This is a genomic window from Streptomyces ossamyceticus (assembly GCF_001418475.1).
Taxonomy (GTDB): Bacteria; Actinomycetota; Actinomycetes; order Streptomycetales; family Streptomycetaceae; genus Streptomyces; species Streptomyces ossamyceticus.
This window is the reverse complement of sequence record NZ_LIQX01000488.1, coordinates 1-26,227: the sequence shown is the minus strand read 5'-3', so window position 1 is coordinate 26,227 and position 26,227 is coordinate 1. Positions and strand designations below refer to the sequence as shown.

The window sequence follows — 26,227 nt, the reverse complement described above, 5'->3', positions numbered from 1 at the left end:
TCGCGAGGGGGTCCGTGGGCATCGGTGGGGCCTTTCGTGGGGCGGTGGCGTGTGTGGCGGCGAGTGTCGGAGCCGTCTCTCGAGCACGGGTTGAGCCACCCCCGGCACGGTCACGGCAGCGGGGTCCACCGCAGACCCGATGTCCACGGAAACGAGGTAACCGCCATGCGCGTGCTGTTCAACGTCTCCCCCGGCCTCGACCACCTGTATCCGGCACTGGGCCTGGCCTGGGCGTTCCGTACGGCCGGCCACGACGTGGCCGTGGCGACCGCGGGCGTCTCCGTCGACGCCGCGGCCCGGGCGGGCCTGACCGTGCGGGACGTCGCCCCGGACGCCGACTTCACCTCGGTGTTCCCGAAGAAGGGCACGCCCGAGGAGCGGGTCCGGATGATGCGGGAACGCGGCGCGGAGATCACCAGGTCGGAGCGGACGCCCGAGATCATCCTGGAGAAGTTCGGCCTGATCAACGACATGATGGCCGACGGGACGCTGGAGTTCGCCCGCAGCTGGCGCCCCGACCTGATCGTGTACTCGCAGCTCCAGGGCACCGCGCTGCTCGCCGCCCGCGACCTCGGCGTCCCGGCGGTGGAGAACGGCTTCAGCTTCCTGCGCGAGGGCGACCTGCCGTCCCGGATGCTCCCCCACCTCGCTCCGACCTTCGAGCGGCTCGGGGTGCCGGTGGAGCTGCCGTTCGTGCAGCCCGTGTACTTCACGTCGCAGAAGCTGATGCGCGGCGAGGGCGAGGGCTGGTCGATGCGGTCGATGCCGTTCCAGGGCGGCGGTGTGCTGCCGGACTGGCTGGCGGCGCCGAAGGAACGGGCACGGATCGTGGTGACGCTCGGCACCATCGTGCCGGGCGTGGCCGGTTCGGGCAGCCTGCGCAGCGTGCTGGACGCCTCGGCGGGCCTGGACGTCGAGTTGGTCCTCGCGCTCGGCGACCACGTCGACCTGGCGCCGCTGGGCACCCTCCCGGAGAACGTCCGGCCGGTCGGCTGGACCCCGCTGAGCGCGCTGATGCCGACCCTCGACGGTGTCGTCCACCACGGCGGCTGCGGCACCATGCTCGCCGCCGCGCAGGCCGGCGTGCCCCAACTGGCCATGCCGTACGGGGCCGACAACTGGATCAACGCCTCGATCATCGAGAGCGAGGGCATCGGTTTCGACCGGCAGCCGGAGCAGGTCGACGGGTCCGTGCTGCGCGCCCTGGTGGAGGACGGGCCGGTCCGCAAGAACGCCGCCGCGCTGGCCGAGGAACTGGCCCTGGAGCCCGGCCCCGACCGGATGGTGACCCGTCTCGTCGAGCTGGCGGGCAGCCGGCTCTGAACCCCCGACGTCCGGCCGCGGGCCTCGACCGCGCCACGACCCGGACTCGACCGGCGGTGGAGCGGGCGCCGAGAGCATCGGCCGTATCTGAAAGAGGAAGGCAGGCAAGCACGTGAGAACCCAACTGTCGCCCCTGGCCGCGCGCGGCCTTGGTGTCGCCCTGGGCACCGCCGCCCTGACGGCCGCGACCGCGTTCCCGGCGGGAGCGAGGACGACCGTCACCGACCTGGGCACACTGCCCGGCGGCACGACCAGCCTGGCGTACGCCGTGAACGACGCGGGGACCGTCGTCGGCTCCTCGGCCAACGCCGACGGCGTCACCCGCCCGGTCCGCTGGAGCGCCGACGGGCTGATATCCGACCTGGGGACACTGCCGGGCGACGTGTCCGGCACGGCGTACAACATCAACCGCGCCGGTGTGGTCGTGGGACGCTCGGTCGGCGCCGACAAGGCCGAGCACGCGGTGCGCTGGACCCCCGACGGCCGCACCGCGCAGCTGGCGGGGCTGCCCGGCTCGACCCGGAGCAGGGCCTACGGCGTGAACACGCGCGGGGTCGCCGTGGGCTTCTCGGCCACACCGGAGCTGGTGTACAAGGCGCAGCGCTGGGACGTGGACGGCAGGGCCACGCATCTGCCGCCGCTGCCGGGCGACGTGTCCAGCGCCGCCGCGAAGATCAACGACAGCGGGGCGGCCGTCGGCTTCTCCGGCACCTCGGACGGCAAGCAGCACGCGGTGCGCTGGAACGCCGACGGCACCACGGTGTCCCTCGGCGGCATCCTGCCCGGTGACGACTCCAGCCAGGCCAGCTGGATCAACAACCGCGGGGCCATGGTGGGCAACTCCTACCGGGCGGGCAAGGGGTACGACGGCCCCTTCCACGCGGTCAAGTGGGCGCGCTCGGGCACGGCGGTCCCGCTGAACCCGCTGCCCGGTGACACGGGTTCGGCGGTGTACGGCATCAACGACGCCGGTGTCGCGGTCGGGTTCTCGTACACGCCTGGCGGGGTGTTCCACGCGGTGCGCTGGTCGCCCGGCGGCCAGGTCACCGACATCGGCGCGGCCGTGTCGGGGCCGAGCGAGGCGTATCTGCTGAACAACGAGGGCGTCACCGTCGGCTATCTGACCACCGATCAGGGCGTGGTCCGCGCGGCCCGCTGGAGCGGCTGAGCGGCCCCGACGCGAGGAGGAGCACATGGCATCGCCACAAGCGGTGTGCGAACGGCACGAGGTCACGGTGCGGGCGGCGGCCGGCGACGTCTACCGGCTGCTGGCGGATCTCGACGCCTGGCCGCGGATCTTCCCGCCCTTCGTGCACCTGGAGCGGCTCGGTTCCGTGGACGGGTACGAGCGGGTCGGCATGTGGGCGCTGTCCGGGGCGGGTGAACCGGCCGGCGTGCGCGTCGAGCACTGGGTGGCGCTGCGCCGTACCGACGAGGACGCGCTGCGCGTCGAGTTCCGGCCGGAGCGCGTGGAGCCACCGCTGGAGTCGCTGTGCCGCACCTGGTCCGTGGAGGCGGCCGGGGACGACCGCTGCGTGGTGCGGCTGGAGCACGCGTACCGGCTGAAGGACGACGACCCGCGGGCCGCGGAGGCGGTGCGGCGCACCACCGAGGAGATCGCCCACAGCGAGCTGGCCGCGGTGCAGACGGCCGCCGAGATCACCTGCCGCTTCCCTGAGCTGCTGATGACGGTCGAGGACGCGGTGGAGATCGACGGGCCGCCCGAGGAGGTCTACGACCTGCTCTTCGACGCGGCCGGGTGGCCCTCGGTGATGGCGCACGTGGTCCGGGCCGATGTGCGCGGGAGCGGGCCCGGAGCGCATGTCCTGGAGTTGGAGACGCTGGAGCGGCACGGCGGCCGGTTCACCACGCGCACCGCCCGCGTGGGGCTGCCGCACCACGGGATCGCGTACAAGCAGTTGCTGCTGCCGCCGCTGGGCAGTTCGCACCATGTGCGCTGGCGGATCGGGGCCGGCCCGGACGGTTCGACGACGGTGACGTCGGTGCAGACCGTGGTGATCAGGGAGTCCGGCATCGCGGCCGTCCTCGGGGAGGGCACCGGGCTGGAGACGGCGCGTGAGTTCGTGCGGGCCGAGCTGAGTTCCAAGGTGCGGCTGATTCTGGACGCCGTGAAGGAGCGCGTCGAGTACAAACGGCAGCACGATCAAGGCGAGCGCAGTGGAAAGGACGCATGATGCGAGCGGCGACGTTGTCCTCGTTCGGGCCCCCCGAGGTGCTGGAAGAGACGACGCTGAAGGAACCGCAGGCCGGGCCCGGGGAGGTCCGGGTGCGGGTGAGGGCGGCCGGGGTGCTGCCGTTCGACGTGCGGGTGCGCGGCGGGTGGACCCCGCCGTTCATCAAGCGTGAGTTCCCGATGGTCCTCGGCAACGAGTTCGCCGGGGTCGTCGACCAGGCGGGCGAGGGCGTGACGGCGTTCGCGCCGGGTGACGAGGTGCTCGGTTACAGCGTGCTCGGTGCCTACGCCGAGTACCTGACCGTGCCGGCCGACCAGATCGTCCGCAAGCCGGCGGACATGCCGTGGGAGATCGCGGCCGGTTTCCCGGGCAACGGGCAGGGCGCGCACATGGCCCTGTCGACCGTGGGCGTGGAGCCGGGTGACACGGTGCTCATCAACGCGGCCGCCGGCGGTTTCGGCACGTTCGCCGTGCAGCTGGCCCTGGCCTGGGGCGCGGGCACCGTCATCGGTACGGCGAGCGAACGCAACCACGACCATCTGCGGGCCCTGGGCGCCGTGCCGGTCACCTACGGCGAGGGGCTGGAGGAGCGGGTGCGGGCCATCGCGCCCGACGGTGTGGACGCGGCCGTCGACGCGGCCGGCCCCGAGGCGCTGCGGGCGTCGGTGGCGGTGGCGAAGAACCGCGACCGGGTGGTCACGATGATCGCCACGGAGGAGGCCGAGCGCCTGGGCCTGCGGGACGTGGCCGGTGCCCGGTCGGCCGAGCGGCTCGCGGAGCTGGTGGACCTGTACACCGAGGGCAAGGTGACGATCCATCTGCGCGCCACCCACCCGCTGGCCCACGCCGCCGAGGCGCACCGGGACGTGGAGAGCGGGCACGGCCGGGGCAAGGTCGTGCTGACCGTCGACTGAGCGGGCGAAGGACCGGGCCGCCACAGGCACCGGTCCCACGAAGGGGCGAGCCCTGCCGGGGCTCGCCCCTTCCGGCGTCGAGGGCCCGCGGCCTTCGAGGTGTCCACGACCGGGGCTTCGAACGGGTGGGCGCACGCTCGTCACGACGACGGCACGAGCCGACGACGACAAGCCGACTACAGAGGTGAGCAGGACGTGAAGGGAATCATCCTCGCCGGCGGGAACGGCACCCGGCTCCACCCCATCACCCTCGGGGTCTCCAAGCAGCTGCTCCCGGTCTACGACAAGCCCATGGTCTACTACCCGCTGTCGGTGCTGATGCTGGCCGGCATCCGGGACATCCTCGTCATCTCCGCGCCGAAGGACCTGCCGCAGTTCCGCCGGGTCCTCGGCGACGGCAGCCGGCTCGGTCTGCGCCTGTCGTACGCCGAGCAGCCCGAACCGCGGGGCCTGGCCGAGGCGTTCGTCATCGGGGCGGACCACATCGGCGACGGCCCCGTCGCGCTGGTCCTCGGCGACAACGTCTTCCACGGCCCCGGCTTCTCCCAGGTGCTGCGCAGCCATCTCCCGCACCGGGAGGGCGCGTTGCTGTTCGGCTACCCGGTGCGCGACCCGGAGCGGTACGGCGTGGGCGAGGCCGACGCGGAGGGCCGTCTGCTGTCGGTCGAGGAGAAGCCGAAGCGGCCGAGGTCCAACCGGGCCATCACAGGGCTGTACTTCTACGACAACGACGTGGTCCGCATCGCCCGGAACCTGAAGCCGTCGGCGCGCGGCGAGTTGGAGATCACGGACGTCAACAAGGAGTACCTGGGCCGTGGTCAGGCGCGTCTGGTGGACCTGGGGCGCGGCTTCGCGTGGCTGGACACCGGCACGCACGACTCGCTCCTCGACGCGTCCCTGTACGTGCAGACGCTGGAGCGGCGCCAGGGCCTCAGGATCGCGTGCGTGGAGGAGGTGGCGCTGCGGATGGGGTTCATCGACGCGGACCAGTGCCACCGGCTGGGCGAGGAGCTGGGCAAGTCCGGGTACGGGGAGTACGTGATGGCGGTCGCCCGGGCCGCGCTCGCCGACGGCACGGCGGTCGGCGCCCCGGCGGGCATCACCGCGGGCATCACGGCGGACCCGCGGGGCATCCGGCGGGTGGCGTGACGGGAGCGCGGGAGAGGGACCGCCCGGTCGTCCACGGGACGACCGGGCGGTCCCTTCATGGGTGCGTGGGGCCTAGGTTCCCGCGCTGGCGCGTAACGCGCGGGTGCCGTCGGCCGCCACGGTGACGTCAGTGGTGTCCCGACTCCGCCGGCTGCCCCTCCTCCCGCTCCACGCCGGTCTCCGGCTCCCTCGGCTTGCGCGGCATGAGGAGCGCCGGCAGCAGCATCAGCGCGACCAGGCCGAGCACCCACCAGAACGTGTCGCCGTACGCCGCGGCGTCCCCCGCCCCCGCCTCGCCGGGCGCGGCGCTGAGGCCGACGGACAGCAGCAGGGCGACGACGGCCGTGCCGAAGGACGCGCCGACCCGCTGCCCGACCGCGATGAGTACGGTGCCCCGCGCGATGCGGTCGGCGGGCACGTCGCGGTAGGCCGTGGTGATGACCGCGACGCCGATGACACCCAGGCCGAGGCCCCGCACGCACAGGGACAGGCCGAGCAGCAGGTCGCCGGGGTGCTCGGCGAGCTGGGTGAAGGCGACGGTGCCGAGGGCGGCGACCACGGTGCTGCCGAGGATGAGGGTGCGCGGGTCGTACCGGTCGGTGAGCGCGCCGGCCAGCGAGATGCCGATCAGCATGCCGAGGCCCTGCGGGGCGAGCAGCCAGCCCGTGGTGGAGCTGTCGTGGCCGAGCACCCGCGTGTAGTACAGCGGCAGCACGAAGAGGGTGCCGTAGATGGCCACGCCGTGCAGCAGGATCAGCGCCGAGGACGTGGAGAACACGCGTGAGCGGAACAGCCGTACGTCGAGCAGGGGGTCCGCGGACCGCGCGGAGTGCACACAGAACCCGGCGACCAGGGCGAGGCCGGCCAGCAGCACACCGAGGGTGAACGGGTCGGTCAGCTGGGACACGTCCCGGACCCGGGAGAAGCCGTAGACGAGGGCGACCATGCCGGGCGGCAGGAGCAGCATGCCGACGCGGTCGACGCGGGTGCCGCGCCGTTCGCCCGAGGAGGGCAGCACCTTCCAGGCGAGGGCGAGGGCGAGCAGGATGACGGGCACGTTGACGAAGAAGATCCACCGCCAGCCCGCCGCGTCGATGATCAGACCGCCGGCCACCGGGCCCATGATGGGGGCGAGTTGCCCGGGGATGCCGACCAGGCTCATCACCCGGCCGAAGCGCTTCGGCCCGGCCGCCTCCGCGAGGATCGCCTGCACCATCGGCAGCACCATGCCGCCGCCGATGCCCTTGACCACGCGGAAGGCGATCAGGCTCTCCACCGACCAGGCGAGCCCGCACAGCACCGAGCCGCCCAGGAACACCACGAGGGCGAACATCCACATCCGCTTGTCGCCGAAGCGGTCCACGGCCCAGCCGACGAGCGGGGTGACCAGGGCCAGGGTCAGCAGATAGGACGTGTTGACCCAGGACAGCGCGGTCTCGGAGGCGTCCAGTTCCTCACCGATGTCGTTCAGGGCGACACTGACGATGGTCGAGTCCAGGAGGGACGCGATGGCACCGATGAGGAGGGTGCCCGCGAGGACGAGGAGCTTGCGGTCCAACCGTTCGGGGGGCGAAGTCTGCATGAGGGCAACCTAAGAGCCACTGATCCCGGCCCCCTCGAATCCGGCTCGAGATCCGGCCACCCCCCGCACCGTCCCGCGGGGGCCGCCCGGCGGCTCCGGACGGGTACGGCAGCGCTGCCGGGCCGTCGGTGCGGACGGTCCGGCAGCGCTGTCGTGAAGCCATGCGGCCGTCGTTCAGGCCGGGTTGATGTCGATGCGTCCCATCTGGCCGCCGGAGGAGTGGCCGAGCTGGTGGCAGTGGTAGAGGTACTGGCCGGTGTAGGGGCCCCAGGTCATGGCGATCTTCACGGTCTCGCCGGGGCCGAGGCACACGGTGTCCTTGAGCCCCGAGTCCTGGACGCCGGCCGGTTTGCCGTTGCGTTCGAGGACCCGGAAGTACGTCAGGTGCGTGTGGAAGCTGTGGTACAGGTGGAAGTCCGGCGGCGCGGCCGGCGGCGCCTCCACGTTGCGGATCGTCCAGATCTCGCTGCTGCCGACGGTGGTCGCCACGTCGACCCGGTCCGGGTCGTAGCTGACGCCGTTGATGGTCATCGCGGGGAACGTGCGCAGCTCGAAGTCCCGTTCCACCGTGCCCCGCGGCACCGGCGGCAGCGTGGAGAGCCGCGCCGGGACCTGGCTGTTGTCGGTGCTCCTGCGGTCGATGTCGAAGCGGAGCACCTCGGGGCGCTCGGTGGGCAGGGCGCCGGTGTTCTCCAGCACCACCGACTGGCCCACGGCGTAGCGGGAGAAGTCGACGACGACCTCGACGCGTTCGCCGCCCAGCATCAGCAACTCGTCGCGCTGCACCGGGTGTTCCAGCAGACCGCCGTCGGAGGCGATCTGGGTGAACGGCGTGCCGTCGGCGAGCCGCAGCCTGATGTAGCGGTTGGCGCAGGCGTTGTAGAGGCGCAGCCGGTACTTGCGGGCCGCGACCTTGAAGTACGGCCGCTCCTTGCCGTTGACCAGCATGTGCGGGCAGTCGGAGGGGCGGGTGTAGCGCAGGGTGCCGTCGCTCTCCACGCGGGCGTCGCGGATGACCAGCGGCACGTCGTAGGCGCCGCGGGGCAGCGGCAGCTTCTTCTCCTCGGCGTCGCTGATCAGGTAGAGCCCGTGCAGGCCCTTGTAGACGTTCTCCGCCTCCAGGTGGTGGGCGTGGTCGTGGTACCAGAGGGAGGCCGCACGCTGCTTGTTCGGGTAGTGGTACGTCCGGTTGCCGCCGGGCGCGATGACGTCCATGGGGAGGCCGTCGTGCTCGGAGCGGACCTCGCCGCCGTGCAGGTGGACGGCGGCGTTCACGGTCAGGTCGTTGTACTGGCGCACCTCCACCGCGCGCCCGTGGCACGCCTTGATGGTGGGGCCGGGGAACGTGCCGTCGAAGGTGCGGACCCGGGAGGTCAGCCCCTTGACGATCTCGACGTCGGCCTCCCGCATCCGCATCTCGTACACGTCGGTGGTGGCGCCGCGGCTGAGGGGGGCGAGGGTCTTCGGCACCGGCAGGGCGTGCGCGAAGGGCACCGTCTCGGCGAGGTCGCCGGCCGCGGCGGCGGATCCGCTGCCGCTCAGCCCCTCCCAGGGGAACAGCGCGGCGGCACCGCCCACGACGGCGGCCTTGAGCAGATGGCGTCGGTTCAGCATGATCGGGTTCTCTTCTCCACGAGTCTCGGCGGACGGTCCGCGCGGTGCCGTGCGCCCGACGGCACCCCGACGGCGACGGCGAGCAGCAGACCGGCCGGGGCGCAGATGCGCAGCGCGGTCAGGGCGTGGTCGCCCGCCGCGGCCCACGACTCGGCGGGCGCGCCGGGGGTCAGGGCGATCGCGAGCGCGGTCACGGGCACGGCGACGGCCGCGCTCACCACGCCGCTGACGACGGCGAAGGTCCACGCCCCGCCGCCCAGGTGCCGCACGGTGTGCGCGGCGAGGGCGAACAGGGGCAGCAGCAGGTACAGGGCGGCCGTGGCGAGCGCGAGGTACAGCACGGGCCCGCTCGCGTCCCCTCCGGCGGATGGGCCGCCGCCGTGCCACCAGGCGTGGTCGCCGGGCTGCGGGGCGGGCGGACGCGTCCGCCCGTAAGCGATCCAGGCGACGGCGGCGGCCTGCGCGAAGGCGCAGACGCCCAGCGCGAGCGGACGCAGGGACAGGACCGCGCGCCAGGCGATCCGCCGGGCCCACAGGGCGACGCCGCGAACGAACCGCCCCGGCCCACCGGGCCGGACCGCGCCGCGAGCGTCGACATCCGAGGCGACACCGGACACAGCCACCGCCCCAGAGGCGCCCGGCGAAACCGCCCGCGCCCCGGCGGACCGGGCACCCCACGTGCCGCCAGAAGCAGCCCGCGGCCCCGCACCCGGCCCACCGGGCCGGACCGCGCTACGAGCAGCCACGGCCGACGCGGCACCGGACACAGCCACCGCCCGCGAGGCGTCCGGCAAGGCCCCCGCCCCGGCGGGCGGCCCGCCCGGTGGGCCGGGGGCGGCCGGGCTCGGGGCTCGGCTCGTCGCCGGGCGCGCGGTCGGGGTCACGGTCGGGCGTCCGTTCCGTCGTGATCCGTCGTGCGGGCCAGCGCGTCCCACTCCTCCCACTCCGCGAGGCGTTCGCGCAGCACGCGGGGGGCGAGGTCGGCGGCGCTGTTGCCGAGCAGGAGCCTCAGCGGCGGCCGCTCCGCGTCGAGCAGCTTCAGCAGGGCCTCGCCCGCCTTGCGCGGGTCGCCGGGCTGGAGGTGGGCGTACGCCCCGGACAGTCCGTGCCGCCGCCCCGCGAGCACCTCGTCGTACTCGGGCATGGGCGTCGCGCGGACCATGCTGCCGGCGCTCCACTCGGTGCGGAACTCGCCGGGCTCGACGATCGTGACGCGGATGCCGAAGCCCGCGACCTCCAGAGCCAGGGTCTCGCTCATGGCCTCCAGGGCCCACTTGCCGGCGCAGTACATGCCGAGGTTCGGGTAGGTCGTGACCCCGGCGATGCTGGACATCTGGAGAATATGGCCCGCCCCTTGCCGGCGCATCACCGGCAGCACCGCCTGGGTGACCCACAGCGCGCCGAAGAAGTTGACGTCGAACTGGTCCCGGACCTGCCGTTCACCGACCTCCTCGACGCCCCCGGCGAGGCCGTAGCCCGCGTTGTTGAGCAGGACGTCGATCCGGCCCGCCCGCTCGGCGGCCTCGGCGACGGTGGCGAGGACGGCGGCGCGGTCGGTGACGTCGAGGGCGAGCGGGACGACCCGGTCGCCGTACCGCTCGACCAGGTCGTCGAGGGTCTCGGGCTTGCGGGCGGTGGCGACGACTGTGTCGCCCGCCTCCAGCGCGACCTCGGTGATGGCCCGGCCGAGCCCGCGGGAGGCGCCGGTGACCAGCCAGGTGCGCGGTGTGTGCCCGCTCATCGCGCGGCCGCCCTGCGCTTCTCGGCGTACTCCTTGGCGTGGCCCAGCGTGGCGCGGCTGTTGGAGCCGAGGGCGCCGCGGATGAACTCGCGGGCCTCGGGCACCCCGGCGTCCGCGCCGAGGATCTTGGTGATGTTGTCGGCGTTGAGGACGACGGTGTGCTGGGAGGTGGCGGTGGTGACGCCGTCCTCGTCCTCGTCGAGCTGCCAGTAGCCGGTGTGCAGGGTCATCAGCGCGGGCAGCGTGGTCTGCTTGTAGGCGATGCGGTGGTGCGGGAAGCAGACGCGGATCGACTCGGTGGTGTGCCGGGAGCCGTCCTTGGTGAGGGTGTCCATGCGCAGCACCTGAAGGCCCGGGGTGTCCTCGCGCAGGGAGACCTCGGCGACGTGCGGGAGGCGCTCGCGCCAGCGGTCGGCCTCGTTGATGAAGTCGTAGACGTCCTTGGCGGAGCCTTCGATGCGGACGCTGTCCTCGAAGGAGAGGGTCAGTCCGACGGCCCGCACGGCGAGTTCGGCGTTGGTCTTCAGGGAGGCCAGCTCGGCGCGGCTGTTGCGGTCCACGGCCGCGTCGATCCAGGCGAGCCGCTCGGGGTCGTCGTCGATCGCGGAGTAGTCGTGCAGGAGCCGCACCCGGGACTCGGCGTCGCCGAGCGGTTCGATGATCCAGGTGCCGCCCATCGCGGCCACCGGCGGGGCGGGAACCTCCTGGCGGAACTCGATGCGCAGCTCCTCCGGGTGCAGGACGCGGCGCGACGTCCAGTTCTTCGGCTCGCCGTTGGCGGTGGCCCAGATCCGGATGCGCTCCTGGCGCTCGCCCTTCTCGACGTGGTCGACGTAGACGGACGGCGGGAAGATCCGGGGCCAGTTCTCCACCTCGGCGATCAGCCGGTACAGCTCGGCGGCCGGGGCGGCGACGGTGATCTCGTGCTCGACCTCACGGGTCGTCATGTCCATGTCCCTTTCGTCGGTCCGGTCAGAAGTTGCCGAGGCCGCCGCAGACGTTCAGGGCCTGCGAGGTGATGGAGGCGGCGGTGTCGGAGGCCAGGTAGCCGACGAGGCCGGCGACCTCCTCGGGGGTGGAGTAGCGGCCGAGCGGGATCTTGGCCTGGAACTTCTCCAGGATCTTGTCCTCGGTGGTGTCGTACGCGTCGGCGTAGCCCTGCCGGACGCGCTGCGCCATGGGCGTCTCGACATAGCCGGGGCACACGGCGTTGACGGTGATACCGGTCGGGGCCAGCTCGTTGCCGAGGGCCTTGGTGAAGCCGACGACGCCGTGCTTGGACGCCGAGTAGGGGGCGCCGAGCACCACGCCCTGTTTGCCGGCGGTGGAGGCGATGTTGATGATCCGGCCGCGGTCCTTGTGGCGCATGCCGCCGGTGGTGAGGACCTCGCGGGTCATCCGGAAGACGCTGTTGAGGTTGGTGTCGATGACGTCGTCCCACAGCTCGTCGGTGAGGTCGGCGGTCACCCCGCCCCCGCTGCGGCCCGCGTTGTTCACCAGTACGTCGACGGTGCCGAAGCGGTCCACCGCGGCCCGCACGAACGCCTTGACGTCGTCGGCGGAGCGCACGTCGCAGGCGACGCCGTCCACCTCCAGGCCCTCCTCGCCGAGTTCCTTGACCGTGTCACGCACGGCGTCCTCGCCGCGCGCGCAGAGGAACACCCGGTGGCCCTGCTGCGCCAGCAGCCGGGTCACCGCGAGGCCGATACCGCTGGTCGCACCCGTGACGACGGCGACCCGTCGCTCCTGTTCCGACATGAGCTCTCCTGGATAGTCCGGTCCTGGCGGCAGGAGGTTCGCGTCCGGTGCTGGAGCGGCGCTCGAACACCTCTCGGGACCGCCGGCGGCGGCCCGTCCGCCATCGCGCCGACCATCACGGCTCGATCCCGTGTCGAGCGGATCCGATCAGAGTCGGCCCCGACACGAGGACCTGAGAGGCGGCTATGATCAATCTCTTCCAGCCCCAGGTGGGCGCTGAGGAACTGAACGCGATCGCCGATGTGTTCGAGGACAGGTGGCTCGGGCACGGCCCCCGCACCAAGGCCTTCGAGGCGGCCTTCGCCGCGCACCTCGGGGTGGACGCCGAGCACGTCGTCTTCCTCAACTCCGGTACGGCCGGACTGTTCCTGGCGCTGGAGTCGCTGGACCTGGCGCAGGGCGACGAGGTTGTGCTGCCCTCGCTCAGCTTCGTCGCGGCGGCCAACGCGATCCTGACCACCGGGGCGACACCGGTCTTCTGCGACGTCGACGCCCGCACCCTCAACCCCACCGCCGAGGACGTCGAACGCGCCCTGACCGACCGCACCCGCGCGGTGGTCGTGCTGCACTACGGCGGCTACCCGGGCGAGGTCGCGCGGATCGCGGAGCTGTGCCGGGAGCGGGGCGTCACCCTGGTCGAGGACGCCGCCTGCTCGGTGGCCTCCCGGGTGGACGGCCGGGCCGTGGGCACCTTCGGCGACCTCGCCATGTGGAGCTTCGACGCCATGAAGGTCCTCATCACCGGCGACGGCGGCATGATCTACGCCAAGGACGCCGAACGGGCCGCCCGGGTGCGGCGCCTGGCCTACCACGGGCTGGTCCAGCCCAGCGGCTTCGGCTACGCCAAGGTGTCGGCCCGCTGGTGGGAGCTAGACGTCCCCGAGCCGGGCCGGCGGGTCATCGGCAACGACATGACCGCGGCCATCGGCGCCGTACAGCTGCGCCGACTGCCCGAGCTGGTCGGCCGCCGCCGGGAGATCGTCACCCTGTACGACCGTGAACTCGCCGACACCGACGGGCTGTTGCTGCCCCCGCCGCTGCCCGAGGGCCACGAGTCGACGTACTACTTCTACTGGGTGCAGATGGACTCGCGGATCCGCGACGCCGTGGCGGGCGACCTGCTGGCCGCCGACATCTACACCACCTTCCGCTACGCGCCACTGCACAAGGTGCCTGCGTACGCGCACGGCGCGCCCGACTTCGGGCTGCCGGGCTCCGACTGGGCGGCCGACCGCACCCTGTGCCTGCCGCTGCACCCGGGCCTGTCCGACGCCGACGTGCTCACCGTGGTCGCGGCGCTGCGCAAGTCCGTCGCCGGGCGCACCGCGGAGGTGACGGCATGAGGGTCCTCGTCACCGGCGGCGCCGGCTTCATCGGCTCCCACTACGTGCGCACCCTGCTGGCCGGCGGCTACGAAGGCTTCGAGGACGCCCACGTCACCGTCCTCGACAAGCTGTCCTACGCCGGCAACACCGCCAACCTGCCGATGGACCACCCCCGGCTGGACTTCGTGCGCGGCGACATCCTCAACACCGAGCTGCTGGACCATCTGCTGCCGGGGCACGACGCGGTGGTGCACTTCGCCGCCGAGTCGCACGTCGACCGGTCGGTGGCCGGCGCCGCCGCCTTCGTCACCACCAACGTGCTCGGCACCCAGAGCCTGCTGGACGCCTGTCTGCGGCTCGGCGTCGGACCGGTGGTGCAGGTGTCCACCGACGAGGTGTACGGCTCCATCGACAGCGGCGCGTGGACCGAGGAGGAGCCACTGCTGCCGAACTCCCCGTACTCGGCGTCGAAGGCCGCCGCCGACCTGCTGGCCCGCTCCTACCACCGCACCCACGGCCTCGACGTCCGCGTCACCCGCTGCACCAACAACTACGGCACCCACCAGCACGTCGAGAAGCTCATCCCGAACTTCGTGACCCGGCTGCTGCGCGGCATGACCGTCCCCCTCTACGGCGACGGCTCCAACATCCGCGAGTGGCTGCACGTCGACGACCACTGCCGGGCCGTCCAGCTGGTCCTCACCGGCGGGCGGGCCGGGGAGATCTACAACATCGGCGGGGCCACCGCGCTGACCAACCGGGAGATGACCGAGCGGCTGCTCGACCTGTGCGGCGCGGACCTGTCGTCCGTCCGTCACGTCGAGGACCGCAAGGGCCACGACCTGCGGTACGCCATCGACGACCGCAAGATCCGCGCCGAGCTCGGCTACGCGCCCCGCCACACCCTCGACGAGGGGCTGCGCGAGGTCGTCGCCTGGTACCGGGACCGCCCCGACTGGTGGAAGCCGCAGGCCGACGCCGCGTCCCAGGGCGGTGCGGCATGAGGCTGTACTGCTTCCCCCACGCCGGCGCGGGCACCTCCGCGTTCGCCCGCTGGCCCGAACAGTTCGGCCCCAAGGTGGAGGCCGTGCCGGTGCTCCTGCCCGGCCGGGACGCCCGCCGCCGCGAGACCCGCGTCACCGGCCGCCGCGCCCTCTTCGCCGACCTGCTGCGCCACCACAAACCCGTGCCCAGCATCCCCTACGTCCTGTACGGGCACAGCCTCGGCGGCATGATCGCCTACTCGGTGGCCCGCGCCCTGGAACAGGCCGGACGCCCGGCCCCCGCCCTGGTGGTCGTGGGCGCCTGCCCGCCGCCGGACGCCCGGGTGCGGCTCGTCCAGGCCGCCGACCTGCCGGACTGCCGGCTGATGGAGACGCTGCGGGAGGCCGGCGCCGTACCGCCCGACACCCCGCGCGGCGGGGTGTGGCAGCGCTCGGCCCTGAAGGTGATCCGCGACGACCTGCGGCTCGCGCAGTCCCTGCGGGAGGCCGCCGACGGCCCGCTCTCGGTGCCGCTGCTCGCCGTCTCCGGCGACCTCGACCCACTCGCGGGGCGTGAGGTGATGGCCGGCTGGCGGGACTGGACCACCGGCCCGTTCGTCGAACGCACCCTCCCCGGCGACCACTTCTTCCTGCGCGGTCCTGCGCTGCCCCGGCTGCTGGACCGGGCGTGCCGGGTCGTGCAGCGCCGGACCGGGACGGCGGAGTCCGCCGGGGCCGCCCGTACCCACCCGACCGTCTGGACCGCACCCCAGCTGGAGGACTCTCCCGTGAAGGACAACAAATGAACCGACGTGTCGTCATCACCGGTATCGGGGTGGTCGCCCCGGGCGGCGTGGGCACCAAGGAGTTCTGGTCGCTGCTGACCGCCGGCCGGACCGCGACCCGCGGCATCACCCTGTTCGACGCCTCCTCGTTCCGGTCCCGGATCGCCGCCGAGGCCGACTTCGACCCGCTGCTGCACGGCTTCACCCCCGAGGAGGCCGAACGCCTCGACCGCGCCGCCCAGTTCGCCCTCGTCAGCGCCGACGAGGCCCTGCGCGACAGCGGCCTCTCCCCCGAGAGCCTCGACCCGCTGCGCACGGGCGTGACGCTGGGCAGTGCCGTCGGCTGCACGATGGGCCTGGACCGCGAGTACAACACCGTCAGCCGGGGCGGCTCCACCTGGCAGGTCGACCACACCCTCGCCGTACCGCATCTGTTCGACTACTTCGTGCCCAGCTCCATGGCGGCCGAGGTCGCCTGGCGGACCGGCGCGCAGGGCCCCGTCTCCATGGTGTCCACCGGCTGCACCTCGGGCCTGGACTCCATCGGGCACGCCGTCGAGCTGATCCGCGAGGGCAGCGCCGACGTGATGGTCGCCGGTGCCACGGAGGCGCCGATCTCCCCGATCACGGTGGCCTGCTTCGACGCCATCAAGGCCACCTCGCCCCGCAACGACGAGCCGGAGACCGCCTCCCGCCCGTTCGACGCCTCCCGCAACGGCTTCGTGCTCGGCGAGGGGTCGGCGGTGCTGATCCTGGAGGAGTTCGAGGCCGCCCGCCGGCGCGGCGCGCACGTCTACGCCGAGATCGCGGGCTTCGCCACCCGCTGCAACGCGTACCACATGACCGGTCTGACGAAGGACGGCACCGAGATGGCCGAGGCGATCCGGGTGGCCCTCGACGAGGCCCGCCTCGACCCCACGGCCGTCGACTACATCAACGCGCACGGTTCCGGCACCAAGCAGAACGACCGCCACGAGACGGCGGCGTTCAAGCGCAGCCTCGGCAGCCACGCCTACGAGGTGCCGGTCAGCTCCATCAAGTCGATGGTCGGGCACTCCCTGGGGGCGATCGGCTCCCTGGAGGTCGCCGCCAGCGCGCTGGCGATCGAGCACGACACCGTGCCGCCCACCGCCAACCTGCACACCCCCGACCCCGCCTGCGACCTGGACTACACCCCGCTGACCGCCCGCGAGCAGCGCACCGACACGGTGCTCAGCGTGGGCAGCGGCTTCGGCGGCTTCCAGAGCGCGATGATCCTGACCCGCCCGCGCACGGGAGAGGCAGCATGACCACCCAGACCCTCGACCGCTCCGCCGCCGCCACGGACGGCCCCTCCCCGGGCACGCCCCTGGTCACCGGCCTCGGTGTGACCGCGCCCAACGGCCTGGGCACCGAGGCCTGGTGGGCCGCGACCCTGCGCGGCGAGAGCGGCATCCGGCCCGTCACCCGCTTCGACGCCGGCGAGTACCCGGCGAAGCTCGCCGGTGAGGTACCCGGCTTCGACCCGGCGGAGCACGTCTCCAGCCGGCTGCTCCCGCAGACCGACCACATGACGCGGCTGGCGCTCGCCGCCGCCGCGGAGGCCCTCTCCGACGCCGGTATCGACGCCTCGGAGCTGCCCGACTTCTCCGCGGGGGTCGTCACCGCCGCCTCGGCGGGCGGCTTCGAGTTCGGCCAGCGGGAACTGGAGGCGCTGTGGAGCAAGGGCGGCCACCATGTCAGCGCCTACCAGTCGTTCGCCTGGTTCTACGCCGTCAACACCGGCCAGATCTCCATCCGGCACGGGCTGCGCGGGCCCAGCGGAGTGCTGGTCACCGAACAGGCCGGCGGCCTCGACGCGGTCGCGCAGGCCCGCAGGCAGCTCCGCAAGGGCGTCCCGGTGCTGCTCACCGGCGGCGTGGACTCCTCGCTGTGCCCGTGGGGGTGGGCGGCGCACCTGGCCGGCGGCGAGCTGAGCACCGTCGAGGACGCGGCCCGCGCGTATCTGCCGTTCTCCGCCGACGCCTCGGGCCATGTCGCCGGTGAGGGCGGCGCGCTGCTGGTCCTGGAGGACGCGGTCGCGGCCCGCGCGCGCGGTGTGCGCGGGTACGGCACGGTCGCCGGGTACGCGGCGACCTTCGACCCGCCGCGCGGCAAGGGCGCCCCGCGGCTGGGCGCGGCCGCCGAACTGGCCCTGGCCGACGCCGGGCTGGCCGCCGCCGACGTGGACGTGGTGTTCGCGGACGCGGCCGGCCGCCGGGACGCCGACCGGGCGGAGGCGGACGCGCTCGCCGCGCTGTTCGGCCCTCGGGGCGTGCCGGTCACCGCCCCGAAGACCATGACGGGGCGGCTGGCGGCGGGCGGTGCCTCGCTGGACCTGGCGGCGGCGCTGCTGGCGCTGCGGGACCAGGTGATCCCGCCGACCGTCAACGTGGCCGAGCCCGCCGCCGACTGCCCCGTGGACCTCGTCACCGGTGAGGCCCGCCCCGCCGCCCTGCGCACGGCGCTGGTGCTGGCCCGCGGCCGGGGTGGCTTCAACGCGGCAATGGTGGTCCGCGCCGCCGGCTGACCGGCCCGTACGCCTCACTCCCCTGTTGTCCTTCTGTCCTTCGCACACCCCTGGAACCACAAGAGATCGAGAGGAAGATCCCCATGCCCGCACTCACCATCACCGAACTGACCGACCTGCTGCGCGAGTGCGCCGGTGAGGCCGAGGCGGTGAACCTCGACGGCGATGTGCTGGACGTCCCGTTCGAGGTCCTCGGCTACGACTCGCTGGCCGTCCTGCAGACCACGGGCCGCATCGAGCGCGACTACGACGTGACCCTCGACGAGGACGCCGTCACGGACGCCGAGACGCCCCGCCAGTACCTGGAGCTGGTCAACGAGGCCATCTCCGTCAAGGCCGCCGCCTGATCCACGGGCGGCGCCCCAGGCAGCCGTACCTCCGTTCCTCCCCATCCGCACCCTTTTCGGGCCCGTGTCCCGGCCGAGCGCCGGGCACGGGCCCGACGTGCGTTTTCACCGCAAACCAGCAGATCCCTTGAACTATCAACGGGAACCGGAAGGAATCACACCGGGACGGACACGGGACCGCAACCGGAGAGGCTCGGCACAGACCCACCGTTCCTGTGGACTGAGCATGAGTGAGCCCGCTCAGCCGCACGCCCCGAACGGTCTTGGGCGCTCCCCCGCGGCCTCAAGGGCGTGGGAGGTACCCCCAGGTCCCCGGCGTTCTCAACCCCGGGGCGGCGACACGCATCCCGTGCGTGGTCCGGGCCCGGGAGGCCGGCTCCCTGCGCGACCTGGCCTATAGGTACGGCCAGAGGCGACGGGGAGGCCCTGAACCATCCTCCGGTGGAGAAGGGGCCCCGCACGCTGACGCCGTACCCGGTGTCCCAGGTCGCACGACCACGTTAGCCCGATCAGCCCAGCACACCACAAGCCCACAAGCCCACAAGCCCACAAGCCCACAAGCGGACGATCACACGATCGAGCTAACTCGGCGTCGTGCGCACTGTGTGGCAAGCAGCTACCACCCCTGATGAGAGGAGGGGCCACATGTCCGCGACGAAGGCGGTCTTTGCCGCCCTCGAACACCGGGCCGCCGCCCGGCCCGCACCACCCGGCGGTGGCCGGTGAGACCCCGTGCGACGGACGCCGTGACGGCCGCGCTCGCGCCCATGGTGTGGGGCAGCACCTACCTCGTCACCACCGAGTTCCTGCCGGAGAACCGCCCGTTGCTCGCCGCCACGGTCCGCGCCCTGCCGTCCGGGCTGCTGCTGGTCCTGATCACGCGCAGCCTGCCTAGGGGCGGGTGGATCGGGCGGGCCGCCGTGCTCGGCGTGCTCAACATCGGCGCGTTCTTCGCGCTGCTCTTCGTGGCGGCGTACCGCCTGCCCGGCGGCATCGCCGCGCTGATCGGCTCCCTCCAGCCGATGCTGGTCCTCGGCCTCGCCGTGCCGTTGCTCGGCGAGCGGGCCCGCGGCCGGGACCTGGCGGCCTGTCTGCTCGGCACGGCGGGCGTCGCGCTGCTGGTGGGCGCCTCCGCCACCGCCCTCGACCCGGTCGGGGTGGCCGCCGCGCTGGGCTGCGCCGGCTGCATGGCCCTCGGCATCGTGCTCACCAAGCGGTGGGGCCGCCCGGCCGGGCTGGTGGCCTTCACCGGCTGGCAACTCGCCCTGGGCGGACTGTTCCTGCTGCCCCTCACCCTGCTGTTCGAGGGGCTCCCCCAGCGGGTCACGACCGTGAATCTAACGGCCTACGGCTATCTGTGCCTGGTGGGTGCGGTGTTCGCCTACACCGTGTGGTTCCGCGGTGTGGAGCGGCTGCCCGCCGTGGCCGTGTCCCTCCTGGGCCTGCTCAGCCCGGTCGTCGCCGCGCTGCTCGGCCTGGTGGTGCTCGGTCAGGGCTTCACCCCGCCGCAGCTCGCCGGGGCCGCCGCCGTCCTGGCCGGGATCGTCCTCGCCCAGCTCCCCTCCCTCCGTCCCGCACGACCCCAGCGAAAGGAAAGCCATGAGCACCGCAACCGTCCAGGGCGCCGTCATCAGGTCCGGCGAACTGGAGTTCCGTCAGCTTGACGGCTGCCGGGTCGCCACAGCGGTCGGTCCGCACCTCGGGGCGCGGATCGTGCGGCTCGACGTGGTCCGGGTGCCCAGCGGTGCCGTGTGGCGGCCGCAGTCCTCGGCGCACGAGGAGAACGTCGTGGTCGTCTTCGCGGGCTCCGGCTCCGCCGCCTCCGGCGCCGCCCGCAGGCGCGTCAACCGCGCCGACACGGTGTACACGCCGACCGGCGACCTGTACGAGCTGAGCGCCGACGCCGGCATGGACCTCACGGCCTACGTGTGGAACACCACGCTGCGCCCGGACCGCGCCCCCGGCACCGAGCCCCGCCGTTTCTCCCGGCTGTGGAACGAGGAGACCCAGCTGAAGGGCTTCACCGGCACCGGCCAGGCGGAGTCCTCCGCCCGGACCGCCACCATGAACTTCCTCTTCTGGCCGGGCACCGGCTCCCCGCAGCTGTGTCTCCACTGCGGCTTCATGCAGCCCGGCGAGTACTTCAACGTCCACGTCCACCCCGAGAGCGAGGAGGCGTTCATCGCCTTCGAGGGCAAGGGCCAGCTCCACCTCGACGGCCAGTGGTACGACGCCGAGCCCGGCGACGTGCTCTACGCGCCCCCCGGTGTGCCGCACGGCACCCGGCACCCCGACGAAGACCCCGCCGCTCCCCGCTTCGCCACGTGCGGTGGCCCCACTCCGTTCGATCCGGTGCTCTATCAGCGCGCCGGTGTCTCGACAAAGGTCCGGTGATCTTCAGACATGTGCAGAATATTCGGCCACTTCGACGCCCTGGCCACCCCTCACGAGCTGCGGTCCGTTGCGGCGGCCCAGCGGCACGGCGGCCCCGACGCGCAGACCCACGCGTACGGCGCCGGCTGGGCACTGGGCAACAACCGGCTCGCGATCATGGATCTCGACGGGGGCGACCAGCCGTACACCCTCGGCGAGGACATCGTCGTCGTCTTCAACGGCGAGATCTACAACCACGACGAGCTGCGGCAGAAGCTCTCCGCCCGCGGCCACACCTTCCGGGACACCTGCGACGGCTCCGTCATCCCGGCCCTGTACGCGGAGTACGGGGCGGCCTTCCCGGAATACCTCGACGGCATGTACTCGGTGGCCGTCGTCGACCTGCGCGGTGAGCCGACGCTGTACCTCGCCACCGACGAGGTCGGCATGAAGCCGCTGTACTACCACTGGGACGCGGCCCGGCGGCACCTGTACTTCGCGTCCGAGCTGCCCGCCCTGCTGTCCTTCCGCAACGTGGGGGCCACCCCCGCGGAGGCCGGCCTCGACGCCTACCTGGCGACGAAGACGCCGTTCGGCGAGCAGACCATGTTCGAGGGCGTCAAGGTGCTCCCGCCGGCCGCGACCGTCCGGGTCACCCGCGCCGGCGGCATGCACGTCACCATCCGCCCCACCACCGGTGCCCGCGCCCCGCACTGCGCCGAGCGGGAGGCCGCCGAGCACGTGCGGTCGCTGCTGCGCACCGAGGTGCACCGGCTCACCGAGGCCGACGTCCCCGTCTCCGCGATCACCAGCGGCGGCCTGGACTCCAGCCTTGTCACGGTGCTGGCCGCGGAGAAGGTGCGCGACCTGCACTCCTTCAACATCGCGTACACCGGCACCTGGCCGTCCGACGAGCGGGCGTTCGCCCGCGAGGTCGCCGAGCGGGCCGGCACGACCCACCACCAGGTGGAGATCGACCCGGCGACGTTCCCGTCGCTGCTGGCCGACGTCGTCTGGCACCTCGGGCAGCCCAACGCCGACCCCATCACCCTGTCCACGTACGCCCTGTTCGACGCCGTCCGCGAGGCCGGCTTCAAGGTCGCCATCACGGGTGACGCGGCCGACGAGCTGTTCGGCGGCTACGACCGGCTGAAGAAGGCCATGGACGCCCCCTTCGGCACGGACTGGGTGCCGGACTACGTGGAGGCCCTCGCCGCCGTCCCGAGGAACCTCCGGGAGAGCCTGTACTCCTCGGAGTACCTCGGCTTCGTCACCGCGGCCGGCTCCGCCGCCGAGGAGATCACCGAGCGGCTGCGCGCCTCCACCGCCGACCGGATGACCACGCTCACCGAGTTCGAGATCGGCGAGCGGCTGCCCGCCTACCACCTGCGCCGCGTCGACCACCTGTCGATGTCGGCCTCGGTCGAGGTGCGACTGCCGTTCTGCCAGCCGAGCGTCGTGCGCTACGCCCGCTCCCTCAAGGCCGACCTCAAGATCGACGGCACCCGCCGCAAGAAGGTCCTCTACGCGGCCGCCGACGGTCTGCTGCCGGAGTCGGTCCTGAACCGTCCGAAGCAGCCGTTCACCCTGCCCATCACGGCCATGCTCCAGCCCGGCCAGGCGCTGTACGACCACGCCCGCGACCTGCTGGCCGAGGACCGGCTGCGCCGCGGCGGCAAGCTGAACCCGCGCAAGGTCGAGGAGTTGTTCCGCGTCCAGGCGGAGTCCCCCGACGACCGGGCCTCGCTGGCCATCTGGTCGCTGATGGTCCACGAACTGTGGCTGGACCAGTTCTGCTCGCCCGCCGGCACCGTCGCCGGGAGCGTCCCGGGGGTGACGGTGTGATCGGGTACATCGCACGGGCCGTGGGGGCCCCGACCCCCACCCTGGTGCTGGACCACCGCCAACTGCCGCGGGACGAGGAGCGGCTCACGCCGGTGCTCACCCGTATCCGGGAGTGGCTGGAGGCCAACGGCCGCGGTGACATCCTCAAGTTCGCGCTCGTCGAGCCGTCCGCGCACCCCATGTTCGACCTGGACTACCGGTTCGTGCAGGGGCTGACCGGCGGCGTCGACCGGTTCGACTTCAAGGGCAGCTGCGGGCACTCCATCCTCGCCTCGGTGGTCGCCGCCGACGGCCAGGCGTGGCTGCCCCGGCTCGCCCCCGGCGGCCGGGTCCGGGTCAGGGTCATCAACAACGGCGACCACGTGGTGTGCGAGGTGGACGAGGCGCGCCGCCGCAGCGGCAGCTTCACCGTGCACTTCCTCCAGGACGCCGGGGCCCGCCTCGACGAGCTGCTGCTGACGAGCAGCCCGGTGGACCAGCTGATCACCGGTACCGGTGTGCAGGAGGCGTCCCTGGTCTCCATGGGCAACCCGTATGTGTTCGTGGACGCCGAGGAGCTGGGCCTGAACAGCGTGGAGGAGCTGTTCGGGGCGGGCGACGCCATGTACGAGCGGATGCTGGAGATCCGCAGGGCCGCCTGCGAGCTGCTCAAGTGGCCCGCCGACGGGGTCTTCCCGAAGATCGCGGCCGTCGGCCAGTACACGGAGGGCCGGCTCGCCGTGCGGGCGATCTCCGTGCCCAAGTGGCACCCCAGCATCGCGCTGACCGGGACCACCTGCCTGGCCGCGGCCTCCAGCATCCCCGGCACCGTCCCCGAGCGGCTGGCCCGCCGGGCCGGACTGGCGCGCGGTGTCATCGAGATCGACACCCCGGGCGGCAGCACCGCCGCCGCGGCGTCGGTGGCCGGGCGGGGCGACGGCGCCGACACGCTGCACTGGGTCAGCGTCAGCCGCAAACTCGCCGAACTCGACGAGCCGGCGTGCATCGCCTCGCTCAAGAACTACGACTACAAGGAGGAAACGGCATGGCTCCCGCTGGCGGTCTGACCCTCACCCAGGCGGGCGCCGGGGCCGCGACCCGCGCCGAACTCGCCGAGCGCTACGCGAGCCTCACCGAGGTCCTGCAGGGGCACGCGCAGAGCGCGGACGCGGCCGCCGAACTGCCGCAGGAGGTCTTCGCCGCCCTGCGCGCCTCGGGGATCCTCGGCGCGGCCGTCGCCGTCGAGTACGGCGGCCAGGGGGGCGACTCCCTGCTCACCAACCGGCTGATCGAGCTGACGGCCGCCGCGGACCCGTCGGTCGCGATCATCCTGTTCCAGCACTACGCCGTCAGCTCCCGGATCAGCGAGTGGGGCAGCGAGGCCCAGCGCGAGCGCTACCTGCCGCGGCTGGCGAGCGGCGAGTGGATCGCGGCCTCCGCGTGGAGCGAGTCCGGTTCGGGCGCCGACAAGCGCAACCTCGCCACCAAGGCGCGGCGCACCGAGGGCGGCGGCTGGCTGCTGGAGGGCGCCAAGGCGTTCACCACGGGAGCGGGCCTGGCCGACGTGTACCTGGTGCTCGCCCAGACGTCGGCGCCGACCGACGGCGTCGCCAGCACCTACGGCAGCGACGGCCAGACGTTCTTCCTCATCGAGGCGGGCAATCCGGGCCTGTTCGCCAACACCGGCATGGACCTGGTCGGCATGCGCTCCTCCGCGACCGGTTTCGTCGAACTGACGGCCTGCGCGGCCGACGACTCGGCGGTGCTCGGCCCGGTGGGCGCGGCGGTCCGGATCATCGCCGGGGTGCGGGAGTCCGGTGCCACCCTTGGCGCCGTCTCGGCGGGGATCGCCGCCGCCGCGTACCGGACGGCGTTCGCCCACGCGCGGCGCCGCGGTCTCGCGAACCAGCAGGCGGTGCGCCACCGGCTGGTGGACCTCGCCGCGAAGGTGGAGGCCGCCCGTGCCCTGGTCGACGCGTCGGCCCGCCGGGACTCGGCGGAACCGGGCAACACCACCCTCTACAGCAAGATCCTCGGCTCCCGGATCTCGGAGGAGGTCGTGCAGGAGGCGCTGCGGCTCCTCGGGAGCGCCGGCTATCTGCACGACCACCCGCTGAACAAGCTGGCCCGCGACGCCCGCGCGGTCGGGCTGATGGGCCCGACGAACGACCTGGCCCGCGAACTGGTCAGCGCCCCCTGGACCGCCGCCTGACCGCGGCCTGACATCAGCCCGACCCGCGGCCGCCGCGGCACCACCTCATCCACCGTCCTGCCCATCCATCGACTCGGAGGACCTGTGACGCAGTCCTACGACCTCGTCGTCACCAACGCGCGCGTAGTCACCCCTGACGGGGTCACGTCCGGAGGCCTCGCCGTCTCCGGTGAGCGAATATCGGCGATCCTCACGGACGGCGAACAGCCGCCCGCCAAGGAGACCATCGACGCCGGCGGCCGTTATCTGCTGCCCGGCGGCATCGACCCGCACGTCCACTTCCGTACGCCGGGCCTCACCCACAAGGAGGACTGGGCGCACGGCAGCCGGGCGGCGGCCGCCGGCGGTGTCACCACCGTCATCGACATGCCCAACACCCAGCCGCCGCTGATCGAACCGGAGTTGGCCGCGGAGAAGGCGTCCACCGTCTCCGGTGACTCCCTGGTCGACTTCCGCTTCCACATGGGCGTCACCGTCGACAGCGTGGAGAACCTCCGCCGTCTCCAGCCCCGCCAGGCGACCTCGGTGAAGGTCTTCATGACCGGCCACCACACCGCGCCCAACATCATCCGCGACCCGGTCGTCCTCGACCGGATCTTCCAGGTCGCCGCCGAGCGAGGGATCCGGCTGGTCCTGCACGCGGAGGACGACAGTGTCTTCTCGCTGCTGGACGAGACCCAGGCCCCGCCGACCGGCTACGACGCGTACGAGTCGGCGCACCCGCGCACGGGCGGCATCGTCGCCTCATCCCGCGTCATCGAACTGGTGCGCAAGCACGGCACCGCCGCGCACATCCTGCACGTCTCCTCCTCCGAGGAGTCGGACCTGCTGAAGGCCGCCGCGAAGGCGGGCCTGCCGATCACCTACGAGGTGACCACGCACCACCTGTCCTTCTCCGCGCCCGACACGCAACGCCTGGGCGCCCGGATCCGGTTGCGTCCCGCGATCCGCTGCGAGAAGGACAAGGGGCGGCTGTGGGACGCGGTGATGGAGGGCAGTGTCGCCAGCCTCGGCAGCGACCACGCCCCGCACACCGTCGAGGAGAAGCTGCTGGCCGTCGCGGACGCCCCGCCCGGGCTGCCCGGTGTGCAGGAGCTGATCATCGCCCTGTACACGGGGATGCGGCGCCGCTACCCGGGCATGTCCACCGACGAGGCCATGCGGCACGTCGCCCGGCTCACCGCCGAGGGGCCGGCCGACCTGTTCGGGCTGGGTGGCCGCAAGGGCCGGATCGCGGTCGGTCTCGACGCCGACTTCACGCTGTTCGACCCGGACGTCACCTGGATCATGGCCGCGAAGCACACCTACGCCAAGGTCGGCTGGTCGGCGTACGAGGGCTGGACCTTCACCGGCCGCCCCGACGTCACCGTCCGCCGCGGCGAGACCATCTGGGACGGCCGGGACCCGGAGCAGCCGCGCTTCGGCACCGCGTCCGGTATCTGGCTCGACGCCGAACCGGCGGTACCCGGCGGGTTCACCGCGCAGCGCGAGACCAGCGCCTGATCCGCACGGACCGCAGGGGGGAGGGGCCGCCGGCCCCTCCCCCCTGCGGTC

Annotated in this window: 23 protein-coding genes; 17 read left to right on the top strand and 6 right to left on the bottom strand. The window is 72.9% G+C overall.

All coding sequences use genetic code 11. The features are described 5' to 3' along the window. Positions 1 to 165: 165 nt before the first annotated feature. The 5 genes from AOK15_RS30605 to rfbA all read left to right on the top strand — a co-directional run bounded on the left by AOK15_RS30605 (position 166) and on the right by rfbA (position 5,581). Complete coding sequence (locus AOK15_RS30605) at positions 166 to 1,323, top strand: nucleotide disphospho-sugar-binding domain-containing protein (protein WP_055521583.1); 1,158 nt, start codon at positions 166 to 168, stop codon at positions 1,321 to 1,323. A 112-nt stretch (positions 1,324 to 1,435) separates the two neighbouring features. After that, positions 1,436 to 2,491 carry a hypothetical protein gene (locus tag AOK15_RS30600; RefSeq protein ID WP_055521582.1) on the top strand — a complete coding sequence of 352 codons (1,056 nt, stop codon included), beginning with the start codon at positions 1,436 to 1,438 and terminating at the stop codon, positions 2,489 to 2,491. Positions 2,492 to 2,516: 25 nt separating this feature from the next. Further along, positions 2,517 to 3,518 carry an aromatase/cyclase gene (locus tag AOK15_RS30595; RefSeq protein ID WP_079058805.1) on the top strand — a complete coding sequence of 334 codons (1,002 nt, stop codon included), beginning with the start codon at positions 2,517 to 2,519 and terminating at the stop codon, positions 3,516 to 3,518. Further along, complete coding sequence (locus AOK15_RS30590) at positions 3,515 to 4,432, top strand: NADP-dependent oxidoreductase (RefSeq protein WP_205632263.1); 918 nt, start codon at positions 3,515 to 3,517, stop codon at positions 4,430 to 4,432. The genes AOK15_RS30595 and AOK15_RS30590 overlap by 4 nt, the downstream gene beginning before the upstream one ends. A 195-nt stretch (positions 4,433 to 4,627) precedes the next feature. Beyond that, a complete protein-coding gene (gene rfbA / locus AOK15_RS30585) occupies positions 4,628 to 5,581 on the top strand; it encodes a glucose-1-phosphate thymidylyltransferase RfbA (protein WP_055521579.1) in 954 nt (317 codons plus the stop codon). Between the two features lie 127 nt (positions 5,582 to 5,708). Here rfbA and AOK15_RS30580 read toward each other — a convergent pair whose 3' ends face one another. The 6 genes from AOK15_RS30580 to AOK15_RS30555 all read right to left on the bottom strand — a co-directional run bounded on the left by AOK15_RS30580 (position 5,709) and on the right by AOK15_RS30555 (position 12,276). Then, positions 5,709 to 7,163, bottom strand: a complete 1,455-nt coding sequence (locus AOK15_RS30580; protein WP_063799073.1) for an MDR family MFS transporter — start codon at positions 7,161 to 7,163, stop codon at positions 5,709 to 5,711. Between the two features lie 174 nt (positions 7,164 to 7,337). Continuing rightward, a complete protein-coding gene (locus tag AOK15_RS30575; protein WP_055521577.1) occupies positions 7,338 to 8,777 on the bottom strand; it encodes a multicopper oxidase family protein in 1,440 nt (479 codons plus the stop codon). Continuing rightward, entirely contained in the window at positions 8,771 to 9,400 is a 630-nt protein-coding gene (locus AOK15_RS30570; RefSeq protein ID WP_157870419.1) for a hypothetical protein, read from the bottom strand. The genes AOK15_RS30575 and AOK15_RS30570 overlap by 7 nt, the downstream gene beginning before the upstream one ends. 257 nt (positions 9,401 to 9,657) lie before the next feature. After that, positions 9,658 to 10,518 (bottom strand): oxidoreductase, encoded by an 861-nt coding sequence (locus tag AOK15_RS30565; RefSeq protein WP_055521575.1) that lies wholly within the window; start codon positions 10,516 to 10,518, stop codon positions 9,658 to 9,660. Continuing rightward, a complete protein-coding gene (locus tag AOK15_RS30560) occupies positions 10,515 to 11,465 on the bottom strand; it encodes an aromatase/cyclase (RefSeq protein ID WP_055521586.1) in 951 nt (316 codons plus the stop codon). The genes AOK15_RS30565 and AOK15_RS30560 overlap by 4 nt, the downstream gene beginning before the upstream one ends. 25 nt (positions 11,466 to 11,490) lie before the next feature. Then, positions 11,491 to 12,276 carry a 3-oxoacyl-ACP reductase gene (locus AOK15_RS30555; RefSeq protein WP_055521574.1) on the bottom strand — a complete coding sequence of 262 codons (786 nt, stop codon included), beginning with the start codon at positions 12,274 to 12,276 and terminating at the stop codon, positions 11,491 to 11,493. Between the two features lie 185 nt (positions 12,277 to 12,461). Here AOK15_RS30555 and AOK15_RS30550 point away from each other — a divergent pair, with 185 nt between their 5' ends. The 12 genes from AOK15_RS30550 (at position 12,462) to AOK15_RS30495 (ending at position 26,176) form a co-directional block, all read left to right on the top strand. Next, the gene (locus tag AOK15_RS30550; protein ID WP_055521573.1) at positions 12,462 to 13,619 is read left to right on the top strand and encodes a DegT/DnrJ/EryC1/StrS family aminotransferase; all 1,158 of its coding nucleotides are present in this window, start codon (positions 12,462 to 12,464) and stop codon (positions 13,617 to 13,619) included. Next, complete coding sequence (rfbB, locus tag AOK15_RS30545; protein WP_055521572.1) at positions 13,616 to 14,605, top strand: dTDP-glucose 4,6-dehydratase; 990 nt, start codon at positions 13,616 to 13,618, stop codon at positions 14,603 to 14,605. The genes AOK15_RS30550 and rfbB overlap by 4 nt, the downstream gene beginning before the upstream one ends. Then, entirely contained in the window at positions 14,602 to 15,390 is a 789-nt protein-coding gene (locus AOK15_RS30540; protein ID WP_063799072.1) for a thioesterase II family protein, read from the top strand. Before rfbB ends, AOK15_RS30540 begins: the two co-directional genes overlap by 4 nt. Beyond that, on the top strand, positions 15,387 to 16,658 hold the full coding sequence (locus AOK15_RS30535) for a beta-ketoacyl-[acyl-carrier-protein] synthase family protein (protein ID WP_055521571.1): 1,272 nt from the start codon (positions 15,387 to 15,389) through the stop codon (positions 16,656 to 16,658). Before AOK15_RS30540 ends, AOK15_RS30535 begins: the two co-directional genes overlap by 4 nt. Next, on the top strand, positions 16,655 to 17,917 hold the full coding sequence (locus AOK15_RS30530; protein ID WP_055521570.1) for a ketosynthase chain-length factor: 1,263 nt from the start codon (positions 16,655 to 16,657) through the stop codon (positions 17,915 to 17,917). Before AOK15_RS30535 ends, AOK15_RS30530 begins: the two co-directional genes overlap by 4 nt. Before the next feature lie 83 nt (positions 17,918 to 18,000). Then, entirely contained in the window at positions 18,001 to 18,264 is a 264-nt protein-coding gene (locus tag AOK15_RS30525; protein WP_055521569.1) for an acyl carrier protein, read from the top strand. A 767-nt stretch (positions 18,265 to 19,031) separates the two neighbouring features. Beyond that, positions 19,032 to 19,928, top strand: a complete 897-nt coding sequence (locus tag AOK15_RS30520; RefSeq protein ID WP_055521585.1) for an EamA family transporter — start codon at positions 19,032 to 19,034, stop codon at positions 19,926 to 19,928. Then, on the top strand, positions 19,864 to 20,658 hold the full coding sequence (locus AOK15_RS30515; RefSeq protein WP_055521568.1) for a cupin domain-containing protein: 795 nt from the start codon (positions 19,864 to 19,866) through the stop codon (positions 20,656 to 20,658). Before AOK15_RS30520 ends, AOK15_RS30515 begins: the two co-directional genes overlap by 65 nt. Before the next feature lie 9 nt (positions 20,659 to 20,667). After that, entirely contained in the window at positions 20,668 to 22,482 is a 1,815-nt protein-coding gene (gene asnB / locus AOK15_RS30510; protein ID WP_055521567.1) for an asparagine synthase (glutamine-hydrolyzing), read from the top strand. Continuing rightward, on the top strand, positions 22,479 to 23,528 hold the full coding sequence (locus AOK15_RS30505) for a PrpF domain-containing protein (protein WP_055521566.1): 1,050 nt from the start codon (positions 22,479 to 22,481) through the stop codon (positions 23,526 to 23,528). The genes asnB and AOK15_RS30505 overlap by 4 nt, the downstream gene beginning before the upstream one ends. After that, positions 23,507 to 24,673, top strand: coding sequence for an acyl-CoA dehydrogenase family protein (locus AOK15_RS30500; protein ID WP_079058804.1), 1,167 nt, complete (start codon positions 23,507 to 23,509; stop codon positions 24,671 to 24,673). The genes AOK15_RS30505 and AOK15_RS30500 overlap by 22 nt, the downstream gene beginning before the upstream one ends. A gap of 84 nt (positions 24,674 to 24,757) precedes the next feature. Next, positions 24,758 to 26,176, top strand: a complete 1,419-nt coding sequence (locus tag AOK15_RS30495) for a dihydroorotase (RefSeq protein ID WP_055521565.1) — start codon at positions 24,758 to 24,760, stop codon at positions 26,174 to 26,176. The last annotated feature ends 51 nt before the right edge of the window (positions 26,177 to 26,227 follow it).